The 22,537-nt window shown below is 49.5% G+C and carries 18 protein-coding genes and 1 tRNA gene; 9 read left to right on the top strand and 10 right to left on the bottom strand.

What is annotated here, in order from left to right:
• Positions 1-271: 271 nt before the first annotated feature.
• Both AC2215_RS03375 and AC2215_RS03370 read right to left on the bottom strand, forming a co-directional pair.
• Positions 272-2,182 (bottom strand): GTPase family protein, encoded by a 1,911-nt coding sequence (locus AC2215_RS03375; RefSeq protein WP_486808543.1) that lies wholly within the window; start codon positions 2,180-2,182, stop codon positions 272-274.
• Positions 2,183-2,323: 141 nt separating this feature from the next.
• Complete coding sequence (locus tag AC2215_RS03370) at positions 2,324-3,655, bottom strand: hypothetical protein (protein ID WP_486808542.1); 1,332 nt, start codon at positions 3,653-3,655, stop codon at positions 2,324-2,326.
• 442 nt (positions 3,656-4,097) lie between these two features.
• Between AC2215_RS03370 and AC2215_RS03365 the strand changes: the two genes are divergently transcribed.
• The 3 genes from AC2215_RS03365 to AC2215_RS03355 all read left to right on the top strand — a co-directional run bounded on the left by AC2215_RS03365 (position 4,098) and on the right by AC2215_RS03355 (position 8,063).
• The gene (locus AC2215_RS03365; RefSeq protein WP_486808541.1) at positions 4,098-5,891 is read left to right on the top strand and encodes an SLC13 family permease; all 1,794 of its coding nucleotides are present in this window, start codon (positions 4,098-4,100) and stop codon (positions 5,889-5,891) included.
• A gap of 233 nt (positions 5,892-6,124) precedes the next feature.
• Positions 6,125-6,661: an adenylyl-sulfate kinase gene (cysC, locus tag AC2215_RS03360; protein WP_486808540.1), complete on the top strand. Its 537-nt coding sequence runs from the start codon at positions 6,125-6,127 to the stop codon at positions 6,659-6,661.
• An 814-nt stretch (positions 6,662-7,475) separates the two neighbouring features.
• On the top strand, positions 7,476-8,063 hold the full coding sequence (locus tag AC2215_RS03355; RefSeq protein WP_486808539.1) for a hypothetical protein: 588 nt from the start codon (positions 7,476-7,478) through the stop codon (positions 8,061-8,063).
• Positions 8,064-8,096: 33 nt separating this feature from the next.
• Here the strand turns inward: AC2215_RS03355 and folB are convergent, their stop codons facing one another.
• Both folB and AC2215_RS03345 read right to left on the bottom strand, forming a co-directional pair.
• Complete coding sequence (gene folB, locus AC2215_RS03350) at positions 8,097-8,480, bottom strand: dihydroneopterin aldolase (RefSeq protein ID WP_486808538.1); 384 nt, start codon at positions 8,478-8,480, stop codon at positions 8,097-8,099.
• A 119-nt stretch (positions 8,481-8,599) separates the two neighbouring features.
• Positions 8,600-8,671: transfer RNA gene (locus AC2215_RS03345), tRNA-Gly, on the bottom strand.
• A 250-nt stretch (positions 8,672-8,921) separates the two neighbouring features.
• Here AC2215_RS03345 and AC2215_RS03340 point away from each other — a divergent pair.
• On the top strand, positions 8,922-9,473 hold the full coding sequence (locus AC2215_RS03340) for a hypothetical protein (protein ID WP_486808537.1): 552 nt from the start codon (positions 8,922-8,924) through the stop codon (positions 9,471-9,473).
• Between the two features lie 107 nt (positions 9,474-9,580).
• Here the strand turns inward: AC2215_RS03340 and uvrB are convergent, their stop codons facing one another.
• Positions 9,581-11,578, bottom strand: coding sequence for an excinuclease ABC subunit UvrB (uvrB, locus tag AC2215_RS03335; RefSeq protein WP_486808536.1), 1,998 nt, complete (start codon positions 11,576-11,578; stop codon positions 9,581-9,583).
• A 382-nt stretch (positions 11,579-11,960) separates the two neighbouring features.
• Between uvrB and AC2215_RS03330 the strand changes: the two genes are divergently transcribed.
• The 3 genes from AC2215_RS03330 to AC2215_RS03320 all read left to right on the top strand — a co-directional run bounded on the left by AC2215_RS03330 (position 11,961) and on the right by AC2215_RS03320 (position 15,362).
• Positions 11,961-12,404 carry a hypothetical protein gene (locus tag AC2215_RS03330; RefSeq protein ID WP_486808535.1) on the top strand — a complete coding sequence of 148 codons (444 nt, stop codon included), beginning with the start codon at positions 11,961-11,963 and terminating at the stop codon, positions 12,402-12,404.
• A 529-nt stretch (positions 12,405-12,933) separates the two neighbouring features.
• Positions 12,934-14,766 (top strand): hypothetical protein, encoded by a 1,833-nt coding sequence (locus tag AC2215_RS03325; protein WP_486808534.1) that lies wholly within the window; start codon positions 12,934-12,936, stop codon positions 14,764-14,766.
• Positions 14,767-14,855: 89 nt separating this feature from the next.
• Positions 14,856-15,362: a DNA recombination-mediator protein A gene (locus AC2215_RS03320; protein ID WP_486808533.1), complete on the top strand. Its 507-nt coding sequence runs from the start codon at positions 14,856-14,858 to the stop codon at positions 15,360-15,362.
• A gap of 316 nt (positions 15,363-15,678) precedes the next feature.
• On the opposite strand, the gene AC2215_RS03315 is transcribed toward AC2215_RS03320, so the two are convergent.
• Positions 15,679-16,014: an STAS domain-containing protein gene (locus AC2215_RS03315; protein WP_486808532.1), complete on the bottom strand. Its 336-nt coding sequence runs from the start codon at positions 16,012-16,014 to the stop codon at positions 15,679-15,681.
• 474 nt (positions 16,015-16,488) lie between these two features.
• On the opposite strand from AC2215_RS03315, the gene AC2215_RS03310 reads away from it, so the two are divergent.
• A complete protein-coding gene (locus AC2215_RS03310) occupies positions 16,489-16,683 on the top strand; it encodes a hypothetical protein (RefSeq protein ID WP_486808531.1) in 195 nt (64 codons plus the stop codon).
• A gap of 205 nt (positions 16,684-16,888) precedes the next feature.
• Here AC2215_RS03310 and AC2215_RS03305 read toward each other — a convergent pair whose 3' ends face one another.
• The 3 genes from AC2215_RS03305 to rpsB form a co-directional block, all read right to left on the bottom strand.
• Positions 16,889-17,791, bottom strand: a complete 903-nt coding sequence (locus AC2215_RS03305; RefSeq protein WP_486808530.1) for a hypothetical protein — start codon at positions 17,789-17,791, stop codon at positions 16,889-16,891.
• A gap of 355 nt (positions 17,792-18,146) precedes the next feature.
• The gene (gene tsf / locus AC2215_RS03300) at positions 18,147-18,803 is read right to left on the bottom strand and encodes a translation elongation factor Ts (protein WP_486808529.1); all 657 of its coding nucleotides are present in this window, start codon (positions 18,801-18,803) and stop codon (positions 18,147-18,149) included.
• 20 nt (positions 18,804-18,823) lie between these two features.
• Positions 18,824-19,657, bottom strand: a complete 834-nt coding sequence (gene rpsB, locus AC2215_RS03295; protein ID WP_486808528.1) for a 30S ribosomal protein S2 — start codon at positions 19,655-19,657, stop codon at positions 18,824-18,826.
• A gap of 617 nt (positions 19,658-20,274) precedes the next feature.
• On the opposite strand from rpsB, the gene AC2215_RS03290 reads away from it, so the two are divergent.
• Entirely contained in the window at positions 20,275-22,272 is a 1,998-nt protein-coding gene (locus AC2215_RS03290; RefSeq protein WP_486808527.1) for a ShlB/FhaC/HecB family hemolysin secretion/activation protein, read from the top strand.
• On the opposite strand, the gene AC2215_RS03285 is transcribed toward AC2215_RS03290, so the two are convergent.
• Positions 22,269-22,537: hypothetical protein (locus AC2215_RS03285; RefSeq protein WP_486808526.1), on the bottom strand; the 269-nt coding region annotated here is incomplete at its 5' end. The genes AC2215_RS03290 and AC2215_RS03285 overlap by 4 nt on opposite strands.

Here is a 22,537-nt window from a genome sequence, read left to right as displayed (position 1 = left end):
GGGAACGGGGAATGGGGAATAGGGAATAGGGAATAGGGAATAGGGAATAACGCCATGTGCAACTTGTACGAGCCAAAACCTGACAACACGGGGGGAAAGGGGAAGGGGGAAGGGGAAAAGGGGGATGTTTCGACTCGCTCACCATCCTTTCGATCGCCTAAAGTTGCACACCGCGTGAATCGAAAAAATCTATGTCTTCAATCGTGTAAATCAACTGCAGGGGGAAGCAAAGCGGAGGGGTTGCGCTATACATCTGTGTGCGAGCCAATTCTCACTCCATTTCTTCAAGATAAAACTCAAACCGTTCTTTGAGCTTCACAACGCTCAAGTCCTGGGTCCAATACTCCACCAAAGCGTGTCCGAACGCCCAGGCATTACGATCGGGAGAACCGGGATTCTCCAGCAGCAGCGGCCAGATAACGAGCAAATCGAAGTTCGCCGGACTGGCATCCTCCGGACTCAACAAGCAGAATAAATCGTAGGCCATCTGCAACTTGCCAATAACCAAGGGGAGTTGTTCTACCGGGATTTTTGCCGCCAGTATCTTCGCCAGGGCCGGCGATCCGGTGGAGAGGGTGGAGAGAAAACCGAGGATGGGACTTTTGAGGAGATTCGTCAAACCTTGGGTGGTGGTCATTTGCGCCGTGTAGCGATCGATAATTTTTGCCGCCGCCACCACTTGACTTTGACGATCGCGCAGAAATCGGGCCAGACGCACTTGTTTTGCCGGATCGATGGTTTCCACCAATGCCAGAGAAAGGGTGTCGGCATTCCAGGAAGTCCGATCGGTTTGGCGATCGCCGGTAACAATTGGTAAAACACGATCGCAGAATGCTGCCAACCGTTCGCCGCGATATTCGGTGGCTTCCCGAATCGCCTTTTCCTTGGGTCGATCGCCTTCCATCCAGTCGTAAGGAGGGTTCCACTCCCGAACCGGACGCAAGCGATCGACTTGGGTGACAATGGCAAAAGTGGGTAAATCCTCCCGTTCGGCTTTGAGTTCTTCGAGGAAGTCCACATCCATTTGCAATGCCGGATCGAGGGCAGGGGTCACCAGAAGTACCAAGTCGGTATTAACGGCAGCATCGAGAACCCATTCGCGCAAATCGGTCCGTTTGGCTTGTTCGTAACCGGGGGTATCCTGCAGGTTGAGAGTTTCTCCCGAGGAAGTGCGCCAGCGATAGTTTTGAATGCGATCGGTACTGGGCAAAACGTCGACTTCTGCGCGATCGGCGTTAAACAGGGTGTTAATCAGGCTGCTTTTCCCAGCCCCGGTGCGTCCTACCAAGAGAATATTGACGGGCTTTTTCTCCACCGTTTCAGCTGGTTCGGCGCGATCGAGAATCTCTTGCAGGGTTTGGGTTTTTGCTTCCGGGAGTTCAGGCTGGGGAAGGGCAAAATCTGCCGGTAGCGTCGTGCCTCCGTAGAGAGCTGCGGCTTGTTGCGCTAGGTTTCTCAAGGCGACTTCTCGCAGCAGTTGGCTGAAGTTGACCAGTAATTCTTGATTGGCGCGATCGACCGATCCCTTACTTGCCGTCCTGGCAGCGGCAGCGGCTGGATTGAGTATCCACCCGGCCCAATTCCAGATTTTCCACAGTTTGCGGGCGGAGGGTTCGAGTTTGCGGTAGATTTGGTAGGCTTCGTAAGCCTGTCCCACGGAAACTTGACCCAACGCTGGGGAGAGTTTCTGCATCCACCGATCCATGTCATCCACCGTTCCCCGCATCAATCCGTAGGCTTGGGGGATGTAGATATTGAGCAGAGGGTATTTGACTTCGGGATGGTAGAGATGGGCGATGACTGCCACCACTTCCTGGCATCGCGTCCAAAACGTTTGCCAATCTTCCCAGATCGGGGCGTCGTCAGCAGCGGCTTTGAGAATATCTTGAAGTTGGTCTTCGATTTGCTCGGTGGTATCGTCTTCCGTTGCAGTGGTTTCGATGGCTGTGGCTTCAAGTTCTTCGTTCACTTGGGCGATCGCCGCTTCCACCTGCGCTGCGATTGGCTTCGTCCACCGCACCAGCAGCCACCGCCAACCCAGCAGCAGCAGAACGAAGATTCCCCAAATCCAACTGATGCCCCACGCGCGAATCTGCAACCCCGCAGCCACGATAACAAACACGACGATCGCAGCAATGGGTAAAGCTAAAACAATCCACTGCCAGGGTTTGAATCGCACCATTGTTTTTTCCCGAAACACTCCTAGGTGTAGTTTATCGCCCGAACAGCGGACATGGGGTGATGATGCTTTTCTATTCACCACACCCGGTCACCCCACACCCCACCCTCGCCGGTAACTGTCTTATCCCGAACTGAGGTTGTATTACCTCGAAAAAGATGCCAGTTTGCTGCGGGCAAAGGTTTTGAGTTCCTCTGCTTCCTCATAAACCGTCGTTGAGGCTTGCACTTTATCGAGTTCGTTGACGATATCTTGCAAGGAACTCACCAGTTGGGGATTTTGAGGATTGCTTGCGGCTAAGCTTTGCCAACGAGAGACTTGTTCTTTTGCCTGCTCGAGTGCTGCCACAGAGGTTTTCTCTTGGGAGGCACGACGTTGGGCAATATCTAAGTTCACTTGATATTCGGCTAGTTTGGTCTGAGCTTCCAGATAACCGGGATCGTCCGCTTCAACCTCGGAGAGTCGATCGATCGCCGTTTGCCACAAACTGGCAATTTGTTCCCACTTCTGGGTCGGGTGGGGTGGGTTTTGGGATTCTCGGGCGGCTTGGAGGGCAAAAATTTTCGCCGCTTCGATGGTGGTACTGTTTTGTTGAATGCCCGCAGCCATGGTAGCGACTGGCTGAAAATCCCGTTCTGCCGCCACGAGCTGCGTTTGTGCCGTCCGACCGGCGAGGGTTTGTGTGGGAATGTGCTTAAAGCGATCGAGCGACATTTGCCAAGCGGCGATCGCAGCAGATTTTTCCCCTTGGGTTTGGGCGAGTTCGTACTGTTCCTTGGCTTCATTAAGCGCACTCACCGTCTCTTCAAATTGCGATCGAGCGTTTTGTTCCTGAAAGAGTTGGGCTTCCATCCGTCCCACATTCGCCCGCGCAGCTTTAAACTCATCGAAGGTAAACCGCCACGAACACCCCATCAGGGAACAGTAAGCTGTGGGTTCGTAGCCCAAAAACCAAACGGGTAAAGCATCCAGATGAGTTTGAGCCTCCCGAACCTTCTGGGCCCCCAACTCGAAATCTGCCTGACTCGTCGATCGATTGATGAGTTGGTCTGCTTGTTCTACGCGAGCGATCGCCTGCCGGTAATGGTAGTCCATCTTCATGAAACTCGGCAGCAGCAGAATCGGGGCGGTGTTGGCCACCGGACGGCGAATCATCGGGTAGGGCAAGTTGACGAATAGCAAAAAACCCGCACTTCCGATGCCAAACAGCGTTGCCCATTTGAGTTTGCCCAGCAATCCGGGGGGTCGGTTGGCCTTTGCCGCTTCCTTGAGGACTCGATCGCTAAAATCAGGGACAATATCGCAGATGTATTGTCGCAATTCCGACTCCGTGAGCCGATCGCCCGATTGAGTGAGGAGTTTGCGCAATCGCTTCTTGACAAGATCTCGCTCGACTTGCCGCGTGGGGTCGTTGCGGGCTGATTTATCGAGGTGAACGCTTAAAATAGCAAAGGCTCGATCGCTCAGGCGGTGCATAGGTTAGTCGATGCTAATAATTCTCTATTTTCAGTATGGCAAATGTAAAGAAGCCGATACCGCAACCTTTACTAGGATTCGGTCTCGAGTCAAGAGCCGTAAGTAAGTCCATAAGATGAGTTGGACCATTGTTCGGTTGTGCCATCGTGCCCGATTGGACTTTCAACCTACATAATTTTTTGAAAAAATTATTGTAATTTCAGTGCAATCTCGGATGACAGATATTGAAAATACAGACAAGCTAAGCCTAGCTATAAATAAATGTCTATTGGGAAATTTATCCAGTCCGATCGCACTCGTCAATCGACAAGATAAAATTCGAGACTGAACAATTTGGTCTTCGTTTGTTAGAGTCATCAAAGACGCATATTAAAATGCGAAAATCGAGTCGATATTTGCGAGCTATTCAGTCTCCAATATTTTTTTCAATATTGTTTGCCTTATGTACTCCATCGTTCTCACTCTCAGCGTTGTCGTTGGCGCACTCATTTGTTTTATTACAGAGTGGTTTCCCACGGATATAACCGCGATTATTGTGGCGGTAATTTTAATGATTTTTGGGTTGGTCACACCCGAAGAAGGCATTTCTGGATTTGGAAATTCTGCCACGATTACCGTGATGGCAATGTTTATTCTCAGTGGTGGAATTGCTAGGACTGGAGCGATGCAAGTGATGCGAGATTTTATGCTCAAGTGGGGCGGACAAAAACCTTCCCAGCAAATTTTTTTAATGGGAATTTTGTTGGGACCGATTACCGCCTTTATTAATAATACCGCTGTCGTTGCTGTATTTTTGCCGATTGTAGAAGAATGGTGTAAAAAACGAGGGATTTCGGCATCTAAATTGCTGATACCTTTATCCTACGTAACAATTCTCGGGGGAATGATGACCCTCCTGGGAACTTCTACTAATATTCTAGCCAGCGGTATTTCTAAAGAGTTAGGCTATCAAGAGTTTTCTTTGTTTGAATTTACCAAGGTAGGCATTATCCTATTTGTAATTGGCATCGCCTACCTAGCAATTTTTGCACCGCGCTTGTTACCCGATCGCCGACAATTAAATGGAGACCAACTGTCGGTCGATTACGGTATCAAAGATTATGTGAGTGAAGTGGTCGTCAAACCGAGATCGAGCCTCGTCGGTCAAACCCTTCGCTCTAGTGAAATTCAGCGTAAATTCGATTTGGATGTTCTCGAAATTATTCGTAACGATACTCATTTCCCGCAACCCATTGCCGATAAAAAGCTAGAGGTGGGAGATATTTTACTCGTTCGGGGAGGGCGTCAAGATTTACTAAATATTCGGGAAGAGCGGGGAATTGATATTCTGCCCGATGTTGAATTTGGGGAAAATTTATTATTTGAAACTGAAGTTTTCTCCGAAGAAGGTGTAGCAGAAGTTCTGATTTTATCGAACTCAAATTTAATCGGTTCGACGCTCAAGGATTTAAGATTTCGCCAGCGATACAACGCCACGGTTTTAGCGATTCGTCGCGGTCAAGATCTCGTACGAGATCGCATGGGAAGAGTTCCCCTCAAGTTTGGCGATCTACTTCTGGTTCAAGCCCCCAAACAAAGCCTGTTAGGATTGCAAACGAGTCGCGATCTACTCGTCATCGAACAGCGAGATGTAGAAAACTTACGGCAAGATAAAGCGAAAGTGTCAATTGCCATTGCTTTGGCTGTTGTTTTTTCCTCTGCGTTGGGTTTACTGCCGATTTTAGTCAGCGCTTTAGCGGGTGTGGTTTTAATGGTGATAACTGGGTGTTTGAAACCGGGTGAAATTTACGAATCTGTACGTTGGGATATTATTTTTCTGCTAGCCGGCTTAATTCCCATGGGGATTGCAATGGACCGCTCGGGAACGACTCAATGGTTGGCGGATGGACTGGTTGCAATTGGTGGTGGAATGTCGGGATACTGGATTTTATTGTGCTTTTTTATCGCCACGATTGTCCTGACAGAAATTCTCTCGAATAACGCTTCCGTTGTCTTGATGATTCCCGTTGCCGTTAAAGTTGCAGAAACCTTAAACCTCAATCCCTATGCATTCATGTTTGCCGTGACTTTAGCGGCCTCCAATAGCTACCTCACTCCCATCGGCTATCAAACAAACACGATGGTCTACGGGGCTGGAGGCTATAAATTTTTGGACTTTACCAAAGTGGGCGTCCCCCTGAGTGCGATTATGACCATTCTGGCTCCCTTACTGATTACCAAGTTTTATGGGTTATGATCGCTCTTCCCCAATAATTCAGTAATATTGCGGATTGAGTTTGTTCCAAGAGGAATAGTGACGTAATTTTAATGGTTTTAGATCGGTAAAATCTCGGATATTTTCTCTTCGATCGAGAATTGATAAAGATAAATACACGTAATTTAAAGCCTTCTAGAAGTCGATGCTCCTCTGAAAAACTTAGGTTACAATAAACTGCAATTACTAAATTCAACAAATATTGGAGAGCCTTAATGAAACACCGTGGTGTGACGGTTTGGTTTACCGGCCTCAGTGGCGCCGGCAAGACCACCATTACCAAAGCTGTAGCCGAAAAGCTGACATCGCAAGGATGCAAGTTAGAAATTCTCGACGGTGACATTGTTCGTGAAAATCTCACCAAAGGGTTGGGATTTAGTAAAGAAGACCGAGATATCAACGTCCGCCGCATCGGATTTGTTGCGCATCTACTCACCCGCAACGGCGTGATTGTCTTGGTTTCTGCGATTTCTCCTTACCGCGCGATCCGCGAGGAACTCAAAGAAAAGATTGGCGATTTTGTTGAAGTCTTTGTGAACGCACCCCTCAACGTCTGCGAAGATCGAGATGTGAAAGGACTCTACAAAAAAGCCCGTTCGGGAGAGATTCCCCAATTTACTGGGGTTAGCGATCCCTACGAACCGCCAACCAATCCCACTTTAGAGTGCCGTACGGATCTCGAAGAGGAAGAAGAGAGTGTCGCCAAGGTGCTCAAAACCCTCGAAGAAATGGGTTATCTCGATCTAGCCTAATGGGGCAACTGATTGTTGGGGGGATTCTCAAAACTCCTCAAAACGGGAGCGCGATCGTACTCAATTAACACTCACGAATGCAATCGTTAAATGAATGCAGTCAATGAGTGCAGTTAGCAACCCAATTTTGCCCCTAGAACTCGCCGCCAGCCTTGGTGGCGAGTTTTCAATTCAGACTGCTTGTTCGAGCGTTATTTTTGTGTAGATAACGTCAATTCGGGTTAAGGATACTTGAAAGTCGGGCGAGCTGATGTGGATTCGAGTCATGAGTCGAAGAATCTCGAACCCCGCCGGCTCTCATCGACCGCAACCACTCGTTATCACCGGACACTCTACCCCCTACACCCTACACCCTACACCCCACCCTCACCCGATACTTTTTATCCCGAGCGGACGTTAGATAGCAAAGCCCATAGCGCTTAAGACAAATAAACAACCCAGAAAATAGACACAGCAAGGTTTTTGCTGACTACCGATCGCCGATCCGCGCCAGTGCTACCTGCTCTATCCCCCAGTTTCCGTTCGCCGAGATCCTAAAACCCGATCGTCGTCAAATTCCGTCAAAAACAAAACCTCACCACTAAATCACCTTCAATCAACGGCTTGGCTAAATTCGATCGCCACTGGAGGCAACACCCAACATCGATTTGACGTCATCAATTTCCGGAATGCTCTAACTTGCTTGGGTACAATATAACCAAAGCAGGAGAAGATACCAGACGACATGAGTAAGCCCAAGAGAAAATCAAAGCAGTCCAAAGCTAAAAAAGCGGAACAGGAGCTTCAAATACCTTCTAGCCCCCTCGCAGAAGTCGTGTCTATCTCTAGCAAGCGACTGTCTCAAGAGACTCAGGAGACACAAGAAACACCGGTCCCAGAAGAGGAAGTGGCGACCCCAGAGGAAAAGCCGATTGCTTCAGAAAGCGAAGTGGCCACCCCAGAAGAGGAAGTGGCGACTCCAGAGGAAAAGCCGATTGCTGCAGAAAGCGAAGTGGCCACCCCAGAAGAAACAATTGAGGAGAAGCCTGAAGTTCAACCCAAGACCGAAGCAACTGTAAGTGTTTCGGAATCTCCGAAACCGGCACGACCCACGCGACCTGCCCCACCACCACCCGCGAGTGAAGCATTCTCAACTTCCAAAAGCCCAACTTCACTGACGCCGGGCATCAGAAAGGGCGGTCCGTCGAAAGGGTCGAGAGGTTCGGGTCTCCCCCGACCGAAAAAAGTGGTTCCCATTACCCAGTGTGGCGAATTTAACGCTGGCGATACTGTGACTCTGCCCTATAGCGGTAAGAGCGTTACCCTCACCAATTTTTACCAGGGAAGCGGTTCCGGTGATTGGTGGGCGGCCTTTGAAGGCGGGTGCGTTCAGGTGAAAGCTTTGAAGCGGGTCTCTGTCTGAGAAGCTGGAGAATCAGAACTTTCCAGGAAAGTTTTAGTGGGGCGATCCATTGAGCGCATCTTCTGAGGAACGTAAGATTTCAACGGTAATACAGCCCCCAAAGTTGGGAATGGGTGCAGCAAGTTTGGAAAGCCGAATTTGCACCTTCCCCACCCCATCACCGGCCAAAATCCGATCGGCAATTTCTTGGGCGAGACGCTCGATGGTCAGAAATTTGGATGTTTCGACGACTTGTCTGACTGTTGAAATGACATTGCGGTAATCTAGGGTATCTTCAAGGCGATCGCTCCGTCCTGCTGTCGCCAACTCCCGCCACAAAATCAAATCCACTTCAAACCACTGACCTAATACCTGCTCTTCTGATAAGTATCCCGTATAACCGTAGCACCGCAGCCCGGTCAGTTGAATTGAATCCATAACAGTCAACGTTTACGACGATGCCCTGCGATCGTCAAATCCTCCGAATCCAGATTTGCTAGCTCTTCGTTTCCGCTTTGGGTTTTCGATCGGATTTCGCCTTGTTTGGAAAATCGAAAAGCGGACGATCGGACTCGAACCGACGACGTTCAGCTTGGGAAGCTGACATTCTACCACTGAATTACGCCCGCTTAAACTTAAAATTACGTCTCAATGTGACGTTAATTTTAGGGAAGGTCGATCGAGCTGAAATCCCTCAGACGATCTGAATATCTACTCATTATACAATACGGAATTGGCTCTCAGAAACCGCTTCAATTGAAGGCCCGAACGAAGATCCGCTATTCTATAGTCATTCAGAGCAAAGGTTAGAGAATCTCCCACCAAATGGCATCTCTCGACCCAACGACTGAGACTGGGAAATCTATTGGCAAATCTACTATGGGAGCGCAACACCATCCCCCAGCAGGGACTAGCTCGATTGACAGACCCATCGATTGCCTGACGGCTAACTTGTCCGAACAAGTCAAGGGATATTCCGATGCCGATTTAGAATGCTTTCACGCTCGTATCGAGGAAATCTCTCGCGATCTCGACTTGCTCGGTGCAATTCGCAAAGCGCAACGAACTCTCAACCCAGGAGATATTTTCACCTACGAAGAAGCCATCCAATTTTTAGCCAATTACGATCGACTCGCCAGCGATACTTTAGACGCACCGATTGCTGTTATTGCACCCCCCTCCCCCGCACGCCGTCTTGAGATCCGCTATTGTCGCTCGTTTCTCCTCGATTTGAAACAATTGGATTTGCGAGGGTATCAATATATTCATCAAATTGTGTTCTTCGAACTCAATCGCATCGAGCATCTCTGGCAACTCCCAGCACTGCAACCCCTGACTTCAAACGCGATTTTATACCGCTTTCGTTTGGAGTCCCATTCCATCGGACTAGAAATGACGGGGGGGATTCTCAAGTTTCTACGAATTTTATAGAATCCCACATTCCCTACCCCCCGAATTCATGCATTTTTTATCCCTTTCCTCTTTTCCTCCAGAAGTCTAATGTCTTACAGATATCTGGAGGAAAACTGAAACATTGTTTAACGACCGAGCAATTTCTCTCGCAGCTGCTGAATGCGATCGCGTAACTTGGCCGCCTCCTCAAATTCGAGTTTGGCTGCTGCTTCTTTCATTTGCGTTTCCAACTGGCGCACCAATTCGGGAATTCGATCGAGGGATAACTCATCGACATTGTCGCAAGCGATGTCGATTTCTTTGGCATTCAAACGCCGGGAAATATCGAGAAACGCCAGAATCGAGTTATCTGCTTGTTTGACGATCGGTTTTGGCGTAATGCCGTGTTTTTGGTTGTGAGCCAATTGCACTTGGCGGCGACGCTCGGTTTCTTCGATCGCTTTTGCCATACTATCGGTTAAGCGATCGGCGTAGAGTATTGCCTGACCCCGTACGTGGCGCGCGGCACGACCAATGGTTTGAATGAGCGATCGTTCGGCGCGCAAAAATCCCTCTTTGTCGGCATCTAATATGGCAACCAGGGAAACTTCGGGCAAATCCAACCCTTCTCGGAGCAAGTTCACCCCGATCAGAACGTCAAATTCTCCCTGACGCAATGCTTGCAGAATTTCGATCCGTTCGATGGAGGTAATCCCCGAATGGAGGTAGCGCACTCGCACCCCCCGATCTTGAAAATACTCGGTGAGATCTTCGGCCATCCGCTTGGTGAGGGTGGTGATCAAAACCCGTTCTTTGCGATCGCTGCGTTGTTGAATTTCCCCAAGTAGATCGTCCACTTGACCCTCTGTGGGACGCACGAACACTTCCGGATCGATCACCCCAGTCGGTCGGATAATTTGCTCGATAATTCGACCTTCGGATTTCTCGATTTCCCAATCTCCCGGTGTGGCGGAGACGAAGATACATTGCTCGACTTTCGACCAAAATTCTTCGGCTTTTAACGGTCGATTATCAGCAGCACTGGGGAGGCGAAACCCGTGGTCGATTAAAACTTGTTTGCGAGCGCGATCGCCATTGTACATTCCCCGAATTTGCGGCACGCTTACGTGGGATTCGTCCACCACCAACAACCAATCTTCTGGAAAATAATCCACCAAACATTCCGGGGGTTCCCCAGCTTGACGTCCGGCTAAGTGGCGGGAATAGTTCTCGACGCCATTACAGTACCCCACTTCTCGTAACATTTCTAAATCGTAACGGCTGCGGCGATCGATCCGTTGGGCTTCGATGAGTTTTCCTTTTCGTTCGAGTTGCAAAACTTGTTGTTTTCGTTCTTCTTCAATGGCATGGCAAGCGGCTTCTAATCTTTCTTGAGGAGTGACGAAATGTCGGGCGGGATAAATATTTAAAGCCTCGACACTTCGCAGACTCTTTCCAGTCACGGGATCGATGTAGCGAATGGCATCGATTTCATCGCCAAATAACTCGATCCGAATGATTCGATCTTCGTAAGCCGGTCCGATTTCGATCGCATCTCCTTTGACTCTAAATTTACTGCGACCAATGTCTAAATCGTTGCGAGTATATTGAATGACGACCAGCTCTCTTAAAAATTGGCGCACGTCGATTTCTATACCTACTTTAAGTGGAATCGAAGCCTTGAGATATTCGACGGGCATTCCTAAACCGTAAATGCAGCTAATAGAAGCCACGACAATGACATCCCGCCGCTCGAAAAGCGATCGGGTCGCTGAGTGACGCAGCATATCAATTTCATCGTTAATCGACGAACTTTTTTCGATATAGGTATCGGTAACGGGAATGTAGGCTTCGGGTTGGTAGTAGTCGTAGTAACTAATAAAGTATTCAACGGCATTTTCGGGAAAAAACTGTCTGAACTCATTACAAAGTTGAGCGGCTAGGGTTTTATTGTGGGCGAGAATGAGCGTGGGCTTACCAATTTTTTCGATAACGCTAGCAATGGAAAACGTTTTCCCAGTTCCCGTTGCCCCTAGTAAAGTTTGGTGTGAATTTTTGGCTTTTAGACTCGTCACGAGTTGGGCGATCGCTTGGGGTTGATCGCCCGTGGGTTGAAACGGAGCTTGAAGATGAAAGGGTTTCATAAAAATTGCCAATTGATGAGTGAGATCGAAATTTCGATCTATTTTTCGTACGATAATAATATTAGACTTAAATTTTACCGGAAAAATTGTTGTTCCGAACTCGAATTTATGAGGTTAATTTAAAAGATTGTATATTTTTATAGCTTAAAATAGAAAATACTTTACAAGAATCCTTAAAGAATAATAAAATTACTCAGGAACGAACATAACAACCCAGCCTCGATCGAGTCTGCCGTCCGTTCCGCTCGGTTACCGCAGTCCGGCATCCAACCGTTCGAGGAAGCACGCTCGGCACTCCGCTGCCATCGAGTTTGCTGCGAGCCTTCCGATCGGAGCGCCTGCTACACCATCAATTCATTTGAGGAAAAGAGGAAAAAGGGATATGAGTCCAAGCAATACTCTCGACGAAAGCAAAACCACGACAACGACTAGCACGAGCAGCACTGAAAGTAATGCTGTAAAAGCAACCAGCGAGACTGAGGCGGCCAACTCTAACGACAAGCAAGTCACCGCACTCGCCGTACCCGACCCATCCGATGCGAGCAAATCTCTTAGTGTTGAGATGCGTCCCGATAGCGACTTACCTCAAAATCGTCCCGTGACCGTCAGCAAGCTCGCCATTGCCGAAACCTTTGGTGCTGTGGGTGGAGAGCGTCCGATTTTTGCCAGTAGCTTGCAGGTGCGCGGTACCATCGACTCTTCGGGACTGCGTCCGATCTCTGCTGGAAATTTAGCCATTAGCGAAGTTTACACCTCAATGGGAAATCGACCCGTCGCTTCGAACGACATCGACGATCCTGATGCTCTGATGGGTTATCTCGACTAGGCGATCGTCCGTTGACGATCGACCCGACCCGGTTCTCCCACAGTACCGGGTTTTTTCGTGTCAGAATACCGTTGTTCGTAACGCCACGTGCAACTTATCCAAAACCCAATCGCTCGAGGTCAAAGGCGAAGGGGGAAGGGTTAAGGGGGATTTTTCGACTCGCTCACCATATGACTTTGCTCAAAGTTGCACCGAAGCGTTAATAACGCGGGGGAAAAGACAAAGGGAGAAGGGGAAAGGAGGATATAGTTCGCTCGTTCGCGACATTGCTGGACTTAAAAAGGTGGGGTCAAACAATCCCGGGGAGAATCGACCCTAATTTTAAGTGGGGGAGTGTCAACCAAAATCGCCTCATCCCAAACTGAGTCATCTGAATCTTGGCAATTACCCTTCTCTCAAAGCAGCAAGCGTGAGGGATACGGATATCCTCCGATTCCCTCCCGGAACCTTGTTAGACTATCAATATTCTTTTTTAAAGTATCCATACATAACTATCGACGCCGACTCTCACAGATTATTGGTCACTGCTATGTCTTCCGATCGTCGCCCCAATAAAATCGCCTCCATTCTCCGCTTGCCCCTCGTTTCCAAGAATCTGGCAGGAACGCTGCGTCAGCCCACTTATATGGCGATCGCCGCTTCTCTCGGTCTCCACGGAGTCGTGGGAGTGGGTTTTGCCTTGGTGTCCCCCAATGGATTGGGAGATTCGCCACTCGCGACCCGGGTGGTGGAAACCAACTTGGTGGAGTTAACCCCGGAAGAAATCAGTCGTTTGCCCGTGGTCAGCACGTTACCCGTCGGTCGGCTACCCTCAGCCAACTCAAATGCGTTATCTGCCGGTACGCTACCGTCCCTATCCGGACTGCCGCCTTCTTCGTCGGGGAATTCGGGGAATTCCGGTCTGGGATTACCCCCCGGACCGCCGCCACCTTTGGGAGCTTCAGAACCCACCTACGGAACGGGTTCGTTCTTTGGTTTTGGTTCGTCGGGATATTCGGGAGATTCAGCATCTTCAGACAACTCCAGCTCGGACTACGATTTTGGCGACAATGGTTCTCAAGGCTTATCTTGGGAAGAGTTACAGTATTTAATCGACTTACAGGCTTCAAACGCGCTCAGACGTAGCTTGGGGCAAGGTACCGATCCCAACGCTGATGACTCGAAATCCGATCGCACAAATCTTCAACCTCAGGTTACAGGCAAGCCAAACCCAATCCCCGATGAGGAGAACGATGACATCGCCAATGGAGAAGAAATCGTCAATGAGAACGAGCTCATTCTTGCCAATGCGCGAGAATTTGTTGATGGTGAAGTCCGCATTATCCAGGGAATTCGTTTGCCAGGGAGGTATTTTCAAAAATTCGAAGGTCAATATCTCCTAGAAGTGGTGGTAGACGAGCAAGGGAATCAGTTGGACTTGAGATTTCCCGACGGTTCCCAAGCTCAGCATCTCGAAATGGTACTTCAGGCAGGCATTCAAGGTATTGTCTTTCCCCGTACCGGTAGCGAAGCAGTTTATCCCGTCGTCGTGGTGTTTGATGAAAATAGCCCGACGTTGAACGAAGCCGGTTCTGCCAAACAGCCCCTAACGAATTTTGAAGATTTACCATTACAAGCACTCGAAGCTGATGACGCAACGGATGCAGAAATTCAAATCCTGACTCTCGATCCCATTTTTTATCCAGCCGCCGATCTGTCGATCTCCCCGGAGGAAGTACCCGAAGCTGCCACCATCGAGATTGTCGTCACCCCTGAAGGAGGTATGGAACCGCAACTAGTGGCATCGACGGGAGATGAGTTCTTAGATGTTATCGTTCTCGATCGGGCGTTGGCATGGGCGATCGAACAAAAGTTAGACCTAAATACACCGAATACTCATCAAGTCACGATTCCCCTGGAGTTAGATGTGAAGTTAGACGACGAGATCGAGACTTCACCGGAAACCGCTACACCGGAACTAACCGAAGAGACGATCGAGGATAAACCCATACCCCCACAAACTCCCGCCCCCGAACCCCTCGAACCTGAAGTCGTCGAACCTGAAGTCGTCGAACCCGAAGTCGTCGAACCCGAAGTCGTCGAACCTGAAGTCGTCGAACCCGAAGTCGTCGAACCCGAAGTCGTCGAACCCGAAGTTCCCGAACCTGAAGTGCCTCAAGAGAAAATTCCCCCCGCATCGCCGACTCCAACTCTACGGGAAAAACGCCCGCCTCAAGCTCCATCTGAACCAGATACTCGCTCGGAAGGTCTGCCTCAACTGCCGCCGGAGGAACCGACTCAATCCTCACCTCCTGATGAATCATTACAGATTGAAAAAGAGCCTCTCTCCAATTCGAGCAAAGTAACAAAAATCAAACCCTAAAATCGTGGTGGTATTGAAATAAAAAAGGAGAATTCGTGCGTACAGTCTGATAGAATTACGGGGTTGTTCGTTTCTCGTGTATACCGTCTTTGAGTCAATCCATAGAAACCCCCGATAAAGTTGATGTATTTCTACAGGAACTGGCGACGATCCAGCAGTCTGGCTCGAAGCGGATCGCCCTACTCGGGTCTCGCCACGTCCCCATCACCCATCAAAATCTGATCGAGGTGATGAGCTATGCCCTGGTTTTGGGGGGGAATCGCTTAATTACTTCCGGGGCAACAGGAACGAATCTGGCAGCCATTCGCGGTGCGATGCGAGCCGATCCGAATTTGTTAACGGTGATTCTGCCACAAAGTCTCGATCGCCAACCTCAAGAGTCTCGCACGGCTTTAGACAAAGTGATGCACTTGGTGGAGAATCACGAAAACGACAATTTATCTTTGGCCGAAGCCAGTGCTTTGTGCAATCTCGAAATCGTGTCTCGCTGCCAGCAACTCATTTGCTTTGCCTTTCACGATAGTCATACTTTGCTGCAAACTTGTCGAGATGCAGAAGAACAGCGTCGAGTGGTGACATTATTCTACTTTGATTGATCGATCCTCGATCTCGTGTAGCTTTGAGAGTTCCAACTGGCACTTTATCGATCGATGTGCGAGGGCAAACTGAGATTGCAGGGCAGTCGAGCCGGGAACTTCTCAATTTCAGTCTCGATGGCGTTGAGGCGGTCAATACACGAAACACGAAATCGAGAAATCCCATCAAAATAAATGCACGGCATCAAGCGAGATGATGCCGTGCGCTATAGCATAGAGAGTAGATATAGAAGATTAAAACAATAGAGAGAAACGAAACAACCAGTGAAGAAAAGGTGGTTCGAGATTTGACGCTTACTGTACGATCGCTCCGCCCTTACGCAAGAGCCGTTCCCAGATTTGCCCCACGATCTTCAATGTCTAATACACTATCGAGCTGGCTCAATTCAAAAATAATTCTTACGGAAGGAGACACGGAGCGAAGGCTGAATCTACGACCGACGCTCTTAGAAAAACTCATAGCCGAGACAAATGCCATTAGACCGGCGCTATCGAGGGATTCGACTTCTTCCATATCAACGAGTACCATCGGAGCTTCTGTGTCGGAAACGACAGTGGTCAGTTGATTTTTCAGTTCGTGGGCGTTATCGGCATTGAGATGACCCTGTAGCTTCATCACGGTGGTATTGCTGGCTTGAGGATTAATCTGCATAGTCTCAGTTCCTTTTGCTTACTTGTTAAGTAATTCGGTCTGCGAAAAACGATGGTACAAACATAAACGATAAAATTTCTCTTAGGTGCGGTTTTTGTGTCAGTTTGCCGAATCTTTGCGGTTTTTGACCCTTCTGTAAAGTTTTCAGAAAGGAATTTGGAAAAATGTGTCCGGTCATACCGCAACTTATGAATCTTGCGTTTATAATGGTCTACAATCAGGAGGAGTTCCGTGAATTAACAAAAGTTAATATCTAGTAAGAAATTTTTAAAGATCGAGTACGAAGCATCACTCACAACGCAGGTATTCCCAAATCGCCGTTTCTCCAAGCTCGCTCCTCTCCACTTTGAGAACAGGATGCGGCAAAGTGAAATCTGAGCAGTGATGTAGATCACCTAGGTATAGGGATTGCGATCGCAAAAAGAACCTGAAATTCATCAGAGGATAGTGGTGACAGTATTCTTCTGATGTCCGATGAAAGCAACTGTAGCCATCCGTCACCTTGTAGAAAAAGCTTTATATATCAAGCGTTTAACCCCCGATATTGAGAATGAAATCAACAACGAGCTAACTCGGTTGGGGTATATTTCCGATGTGGACTACGAAGCCTTAGAACTCTTGATGGAAGAGATGGATCGAGGACGCATTCAACTCGTTGCTAGTCCCTGATTGCCAACTGAACAACACAGCACAACTTCGAGTCTCGACTTTGTGCGAATTGGCTAGAGCTAAAATATTTTTCCTTCGCATTCTGATGGCAAAGGTTACACTCGCTTGAGCTTTTTCGCCTCGCTCAAAGAACTGCATTTGTTACGAGACGCTCGAGAGCACTAACTTTCGATGCTATTACTGGTATATTCTAATCTAAAACACTTCAGTCTTCAAACCAACTGGAGCGCCAAGCCGATTCTGCCTGTGCCACAATTTGCTCTTGGCGTTTTTGATAGTATTGCTGTCCGAGGGCATTTAAACGGTGTGAAAGCTGTCGGATCTGCGTGCGCCACGCACTGACATTCGCTTCTCCGAATTCAATTTCAGCTAGGCGTAAATAGATCGCAACAATTTCCGTAATTTTCGGCTTTCCCCCTCGAATCTGTGGATTTTCGGTTTCGATCGCTAAATTTAGTAAGTTGGGAGGACTGCCCACCGAATCCACGGCTTCAGCTTTCGCAGCTTCGGGAACCGGAGCCGGCAGTTGATTCGGTAATACCCCCGAAGTTTGTAAGAGGCGATTGGCTTGGTTCGAGAGGGTTTGCAAAATTTGCCCGATCGCGGCTTCAACCTGTTTTTGCCAATTCACGATCTGTCCGGGGGCAAGGGTTTGAGACTCGGAGTGCACTGTCTCAGAAGCCTCACCGGGTAGATCGCCAGAAGAGTTGGTTTCGGCTTCCATGTCCTGCGGATTCAATTCCGATACCGTCGGTTCTTCTTGCGCATCCTCTTCGGCAGTCCCTCCAGCTTCAGGAGTCGGTTGCCGATTGCGAATCGTCAATCCATCGGGCGACAGCATGTCTTCCAACTGCTGCTGAGCGGAAATCGCCAGCTGGCGAATTTCATCTTGCAGTTTTTCTCGCTGGGGAAAGGTCAGTTTTAAAAAAGACTCGGGATATCCCTGAGTACACAGATGGAAACAAGCTAAGACTAACTGTTTGCGCGTTGCCTGCCCCAAAGCACCCAGATAATTCGTATAGGCGCGACTAAATTCCGAGGCAATCGTCGAGATCGCCTCCTCTAGAGCTGCAACATCTCGATCAAGCCGTTCAAGCGATCCGCTCATCTGTGACGATATGGGTGATAGAGGACATATAGCGATAGCCAGGAGTATTATGACACGGGTGACCGGAGCTGGGGGTCAGGTCCAGAAAGACGCTGTATCGCTATAGCCAGGAAGCCGATGGACGATCATTGGCGAGCATCGGGAGCATCGAGTGGGAAGGATACTTGTGCGTGCTCTGACTGTCCGGACAATAATAGCGTACGATCCGATGAAATTCGATCGTCTCCGTGAGAGTGACTACCGCGATCGAACTCAAATTTATGTTTCTGACATTAAGTTCTTCAGACGATCGACCCAGAAATCGAACCACATTCTCTTTCTGAATCGATCGCCTTTTTATTCGGTTGCTAATCCATCAACCACCAGTTTGAGCGGCGACTTCTTCAGCAAAGTTCGCTTCTTTCTTTTCGATACCTTCTCCGAGAATAAACCGGACAAAGCGACGAACCTTGATTTTTTCTCCCAGTTTGCCACTGGTTTGTTTCACCAACTCTTCGACGGTGATGTTTTGGTCGCGAATGTAGGGCTGATCGAGCAAAGCAACTTCCTTCAATCGCTTCTCGATCCGACCCTGGACGATTTTTTCGCGAATATTTTCCGGCTTGTTCGCCAGGTCTTCCCGACCCATTTCGATGGCTTTCTCTTTGGTCACCATCTCTTCGGGAATGTCATCTACGCTGACGTACTCCACGTTCGGACATGCTGCCACCTGCATGGCAATATTGCGCACCAAGCTCTGGAACTGTTCCTCTCGGGCCACAAAGTCCGTTTCGCAGTTCACTTCAACTAAAATGCCGACCCGACCGCCGGTGTGGATGTAACTCCCCACCAGACCTTCTGCAGCTACGCGACCTTCTTTCTTACCGGCGGAGGCAATCCCTTTTTTGCGCAACCATTCCGTTGCCTTCTCGAGATCTCCGTTACTTTCCGCCAGGGCTTTTTTGCAATCCATCATGCCTGCGCCGGTTTGATCGCGCAGTTCTTTGACCTGTTTTGCAGATATTTGTGCCATCTTGCTTCGATTCCTTTGTTTTACTCCTCTTCGCTGCCGCCACCATCGCCGGACTCGTCGCTCTCGACGATGTCGTCCGAGTCCACTGGGTTGGTTTCTAGCTCTTCTACTTCATCTTCGTAGTCTTCAGCTGCGTAATCTGCGTAGTCTTCCTCAGAGAGCGTTTCTAACTCACCGTGGCGACCCTCGTAGATCGCATCAGCCAATTTCCCTAGTATTAGCTTAATCGAACGAATGGCATCATCGTTGGCCGGAATGGGAACATCCACCACATCCGGATCGCAGTTGGTATCGAGCAATGCCACGATCGGGATATTGAGCTTTTGACATTCTTGCACCGCATTGTACTCGCGGCGCTGATCCACCACGACGGCAATGTCAGGAATTTTGCGCATCGATTTAATGCCACCGAGGTACTTTTGCAGTTTCCCCAGTTCCCGACGCAGCATGGACCCTTCCTTTTTCGGTCGCAAATCCAGCGCGCCCGACTCTTCCATCGCCTCCAATTCTTTCAGACGATCGACGCGCATTTTAATCGTCGTCCAGTTGGTGAGCATTCCCCCCAACCAGCGTTGGTTGACGAAATACGCACCGCAGCGGGATGCTTCTTGGGCAACGATTCCGGCAGCTTGACGCTTAGTTCCCACAAATAGGACTTTTTTGCCCGCTTCTGCGGCCGTCCGGATATATTCGTAAGCCTCTTCCATCAACTGGGCGGTTTGCACCAAGTCAATGATATGAACTCCATTTCGCTCAGTGAAGATGTATCGATCCATCCGGGGATTCCAGCGACGGGTTTGGTGACCGAAGTGAACCCCTGACTCCAGCAACTGAGCCAATGAAACAACTGCCATATGAATTTTGCGCTCCTAAGTTCGGGTTAATCCTCCATTCAGGCGCATTTCTCCTTTGAGAAACACCCGATTTCCTGAATGTGCGAGATTAGACAACTTCACTAGGTTAGCATAACTCGGGAGCGATATTTAGGTTTTGGGGGAATGGGGAATGGGGAATCGGGAATGGGGTGTGGGGAAAGGTTTGGAGTGCGTGGATGTGACCGGTGGAGTATCGGTCGAGCGTCACCCCAGGCGGCTTGAGTGCAGTCAATGTGGGGCTTGACAAATCGTCAGCGATTCCGAGCTTTAGGAATAGAGTATGGAAGAAAAAGCCTGTTTTCTCGATCGTGACAGCTCGTGAAGGGTAATAACTGAGGCGAAAACCTGTAAGTTTAGGCAGTACTTCTTCTGGGAAGATTCTCATCCCTCTAGCGGTTGCTAGGTGACGATCGACAAGATTTTTGTGTCGGAAATCGATACCTTTTAGGCACCTAATCTATACCGATTTAGTCCCAAAATGACCGAACACAGGATAATACTTTGCCATTTTCTCAATAATTGACCCCCAATTAACTCCCATTTAGGCTAATTTCATAGGGTGGATTGAGTTGAACGCCAAGAGAGTATAAGAGTCCATGGAGAAGCATTCAAATGTTGCCCGAACGCGGTCTTTGGTTGTGTTCGAGCTATTACTGTTGGGGGCGAGCTTAGTTCCTAAAGCGGCGGTAGCTCAAGCGCGCTTGGAACCCGTCTCTACCATGAGTCTGGCTTCTGCAAAAGCGACGACACAGACGCTTCCCCATAGGCTCTCAAGTTGCTCGGAACCCGAGTCTCAATGCGTCTCGACAGTTCGATCCTCAGCTAAACCCCTCTTATCTCCAAAATTGCCCCAAACTCTCTCTGGGAGATCGGGGGAGTTCCTCCTGAGCGAAGATTCACCACGAGAAGCCCAACCCGTACCCGACTCATCCATTCCTTTTATCAACCACGACGCTTCTCTCCTGGAAGAATCGATCGCGCAGGAGAACTCCGTCGAAGAGACACCGCCAGCTCCTCCTCCGACGGTAGAAGAAACCCCACAAGCCATCCCTCAAGAAGATGCGAGCGAAGAAACACCCGCAACGGAAACCCGTCCCAGCTTTATCGTCCAAAAAATTGAGGTCACCGGCAGTAGCATCTTAACCTCAGAAGACCTAGAACCCCTGACAGCCCCGTTGGAGGGAACGGAAGTCACCGTCGAAGATCTGCGAGGTGTCGCCGATGGGATTACGCAAATGTACCTCGATCGAGATTTCATCACCTCCCGCGCCATTTTAGCCGATCAAGATATTATCGACGGGGTGGTCGAAATTCGCGTGATTGAAGGGAGACTCTCGGATATTGAGGTGGAAGGAACCGAGCATCTCAACGAATCTTACATTACCAGTCGCATCGAACTGGGAGCCAAAACCCCCCTGAATACCGCCCAACTCGAAGACCAATTGCGATTGCTGCGGGCCAATCCCCTGTTCGAGAGCGTGGAAGCCAGTCTGCGGGCGGGAGAAGACCTCGGCGAGAGCATCCTCATCGTCCGGGTGACGGAAGCCTCTCGATTTGGCGGTTCCGTGAGTATCGATAACTACTCTCCCCCAAGTGTCGGTTCCGAGCGTATGGTGGTCAGCGGTCGCTTTCGCAACATCACCGGTTTGGGGGATGAATTCAGTGCCAGCTATAACCGAACCACTGCCGGGGGAACGGATGTGTTTGATTTTGCCTACCGCATTCCCCTCAATCCCATGGAAGGCACTTTAACCCTCAGAGCAGCCCCCAACCGCAACCGAGCGATTCAAGAAGCATTTAGAGTTGCCGATATTCGGGGAGAACGAGAACTGTACGAACTGAGTTTTCGCCAGCCGTTGGTGCGATCGCCGCGAGAAGAATTTGCCCTGAGTTGGGGATTTACGTTTCAAGACGGTCAGACATTTGCTTTTGGCTCGCCAACTCCCTTTGGTGTGGGTCCAGATGAGGATGGGGTGAGTCGCACCAGCGTGTTTCAGTTCGGTCAAGACTATATCCGTCGGGATATACAGGGGGCTTGGGCATTTCGATCCCTCTTTCGAGTGGGGACGAGTCTGTTCGATGCCACCCAGAACTCCGGGGATATTCCAGACGGGCAATTTATCAGCTGGTTGGGTCAGGCGCAACGGGTACAGCGCCTCAGCGACGATAATTTGCTCATTACCCAACTCGATTTGCAACTAACCCCCGATCCGTTGTTGCCGGCGCAGCAGTTCGTGATTGGTGGGGGGTTATCCCTGCGAGGATACCGACAAAACGTTCGATCGGGAGACAATGGATTTCGATTTTCCGTCGAAGATCGCATCACTCTCGCCCGAGATGCGGCCGGTTTGCCCGTCTTTCAACTGGTTCCATTTGTCGATGCTGGGGGGGTGTGGAACGTATCGAGCAACCCGAGTTCTCTGCCAGACCGACGATTTTTAGTGGGAGCGGGATTGGGGTTGCTGTGGGAACCGGAACCGGGTTTCCGCATCCGCCTGGATTACGGGATTCCTCTGATTGAAATTGATGGAGCAGATCGACAGGAAAATGTCCAGGATAACGGGTTTTACTTTAGTGTGGGCTACGGATTTTAACGTGAGTTGACTGTTAAGATACCGGCTTCGGTGAGCTTCGGTGAGCTTCGGTGAGCTTCGGTGAGCTTCGGGAGACAAGGGAGACAATCGATCGTTCCCTGTTCCCGAGTCAGTAGGGGACTGCTATCGAATCGAGTCGGGGTCGGTGGGCCGTTCGATCGCTCGCGAGAAAGTGCAACCTCCGCGAGAAAAACTGCCCACCCTACAAATGTCTCTTTCCCCCATTCCCCATTCCCCATTCCCCATTCCCTAAAATCTAAAATCT

Source organism: Zarconia sp., assembly GCF_057467645.1.
Note: the sequence above shows the minus strand (reverse complement) of the source record. Positions and strands in the feature narration are given on the sequence as shown.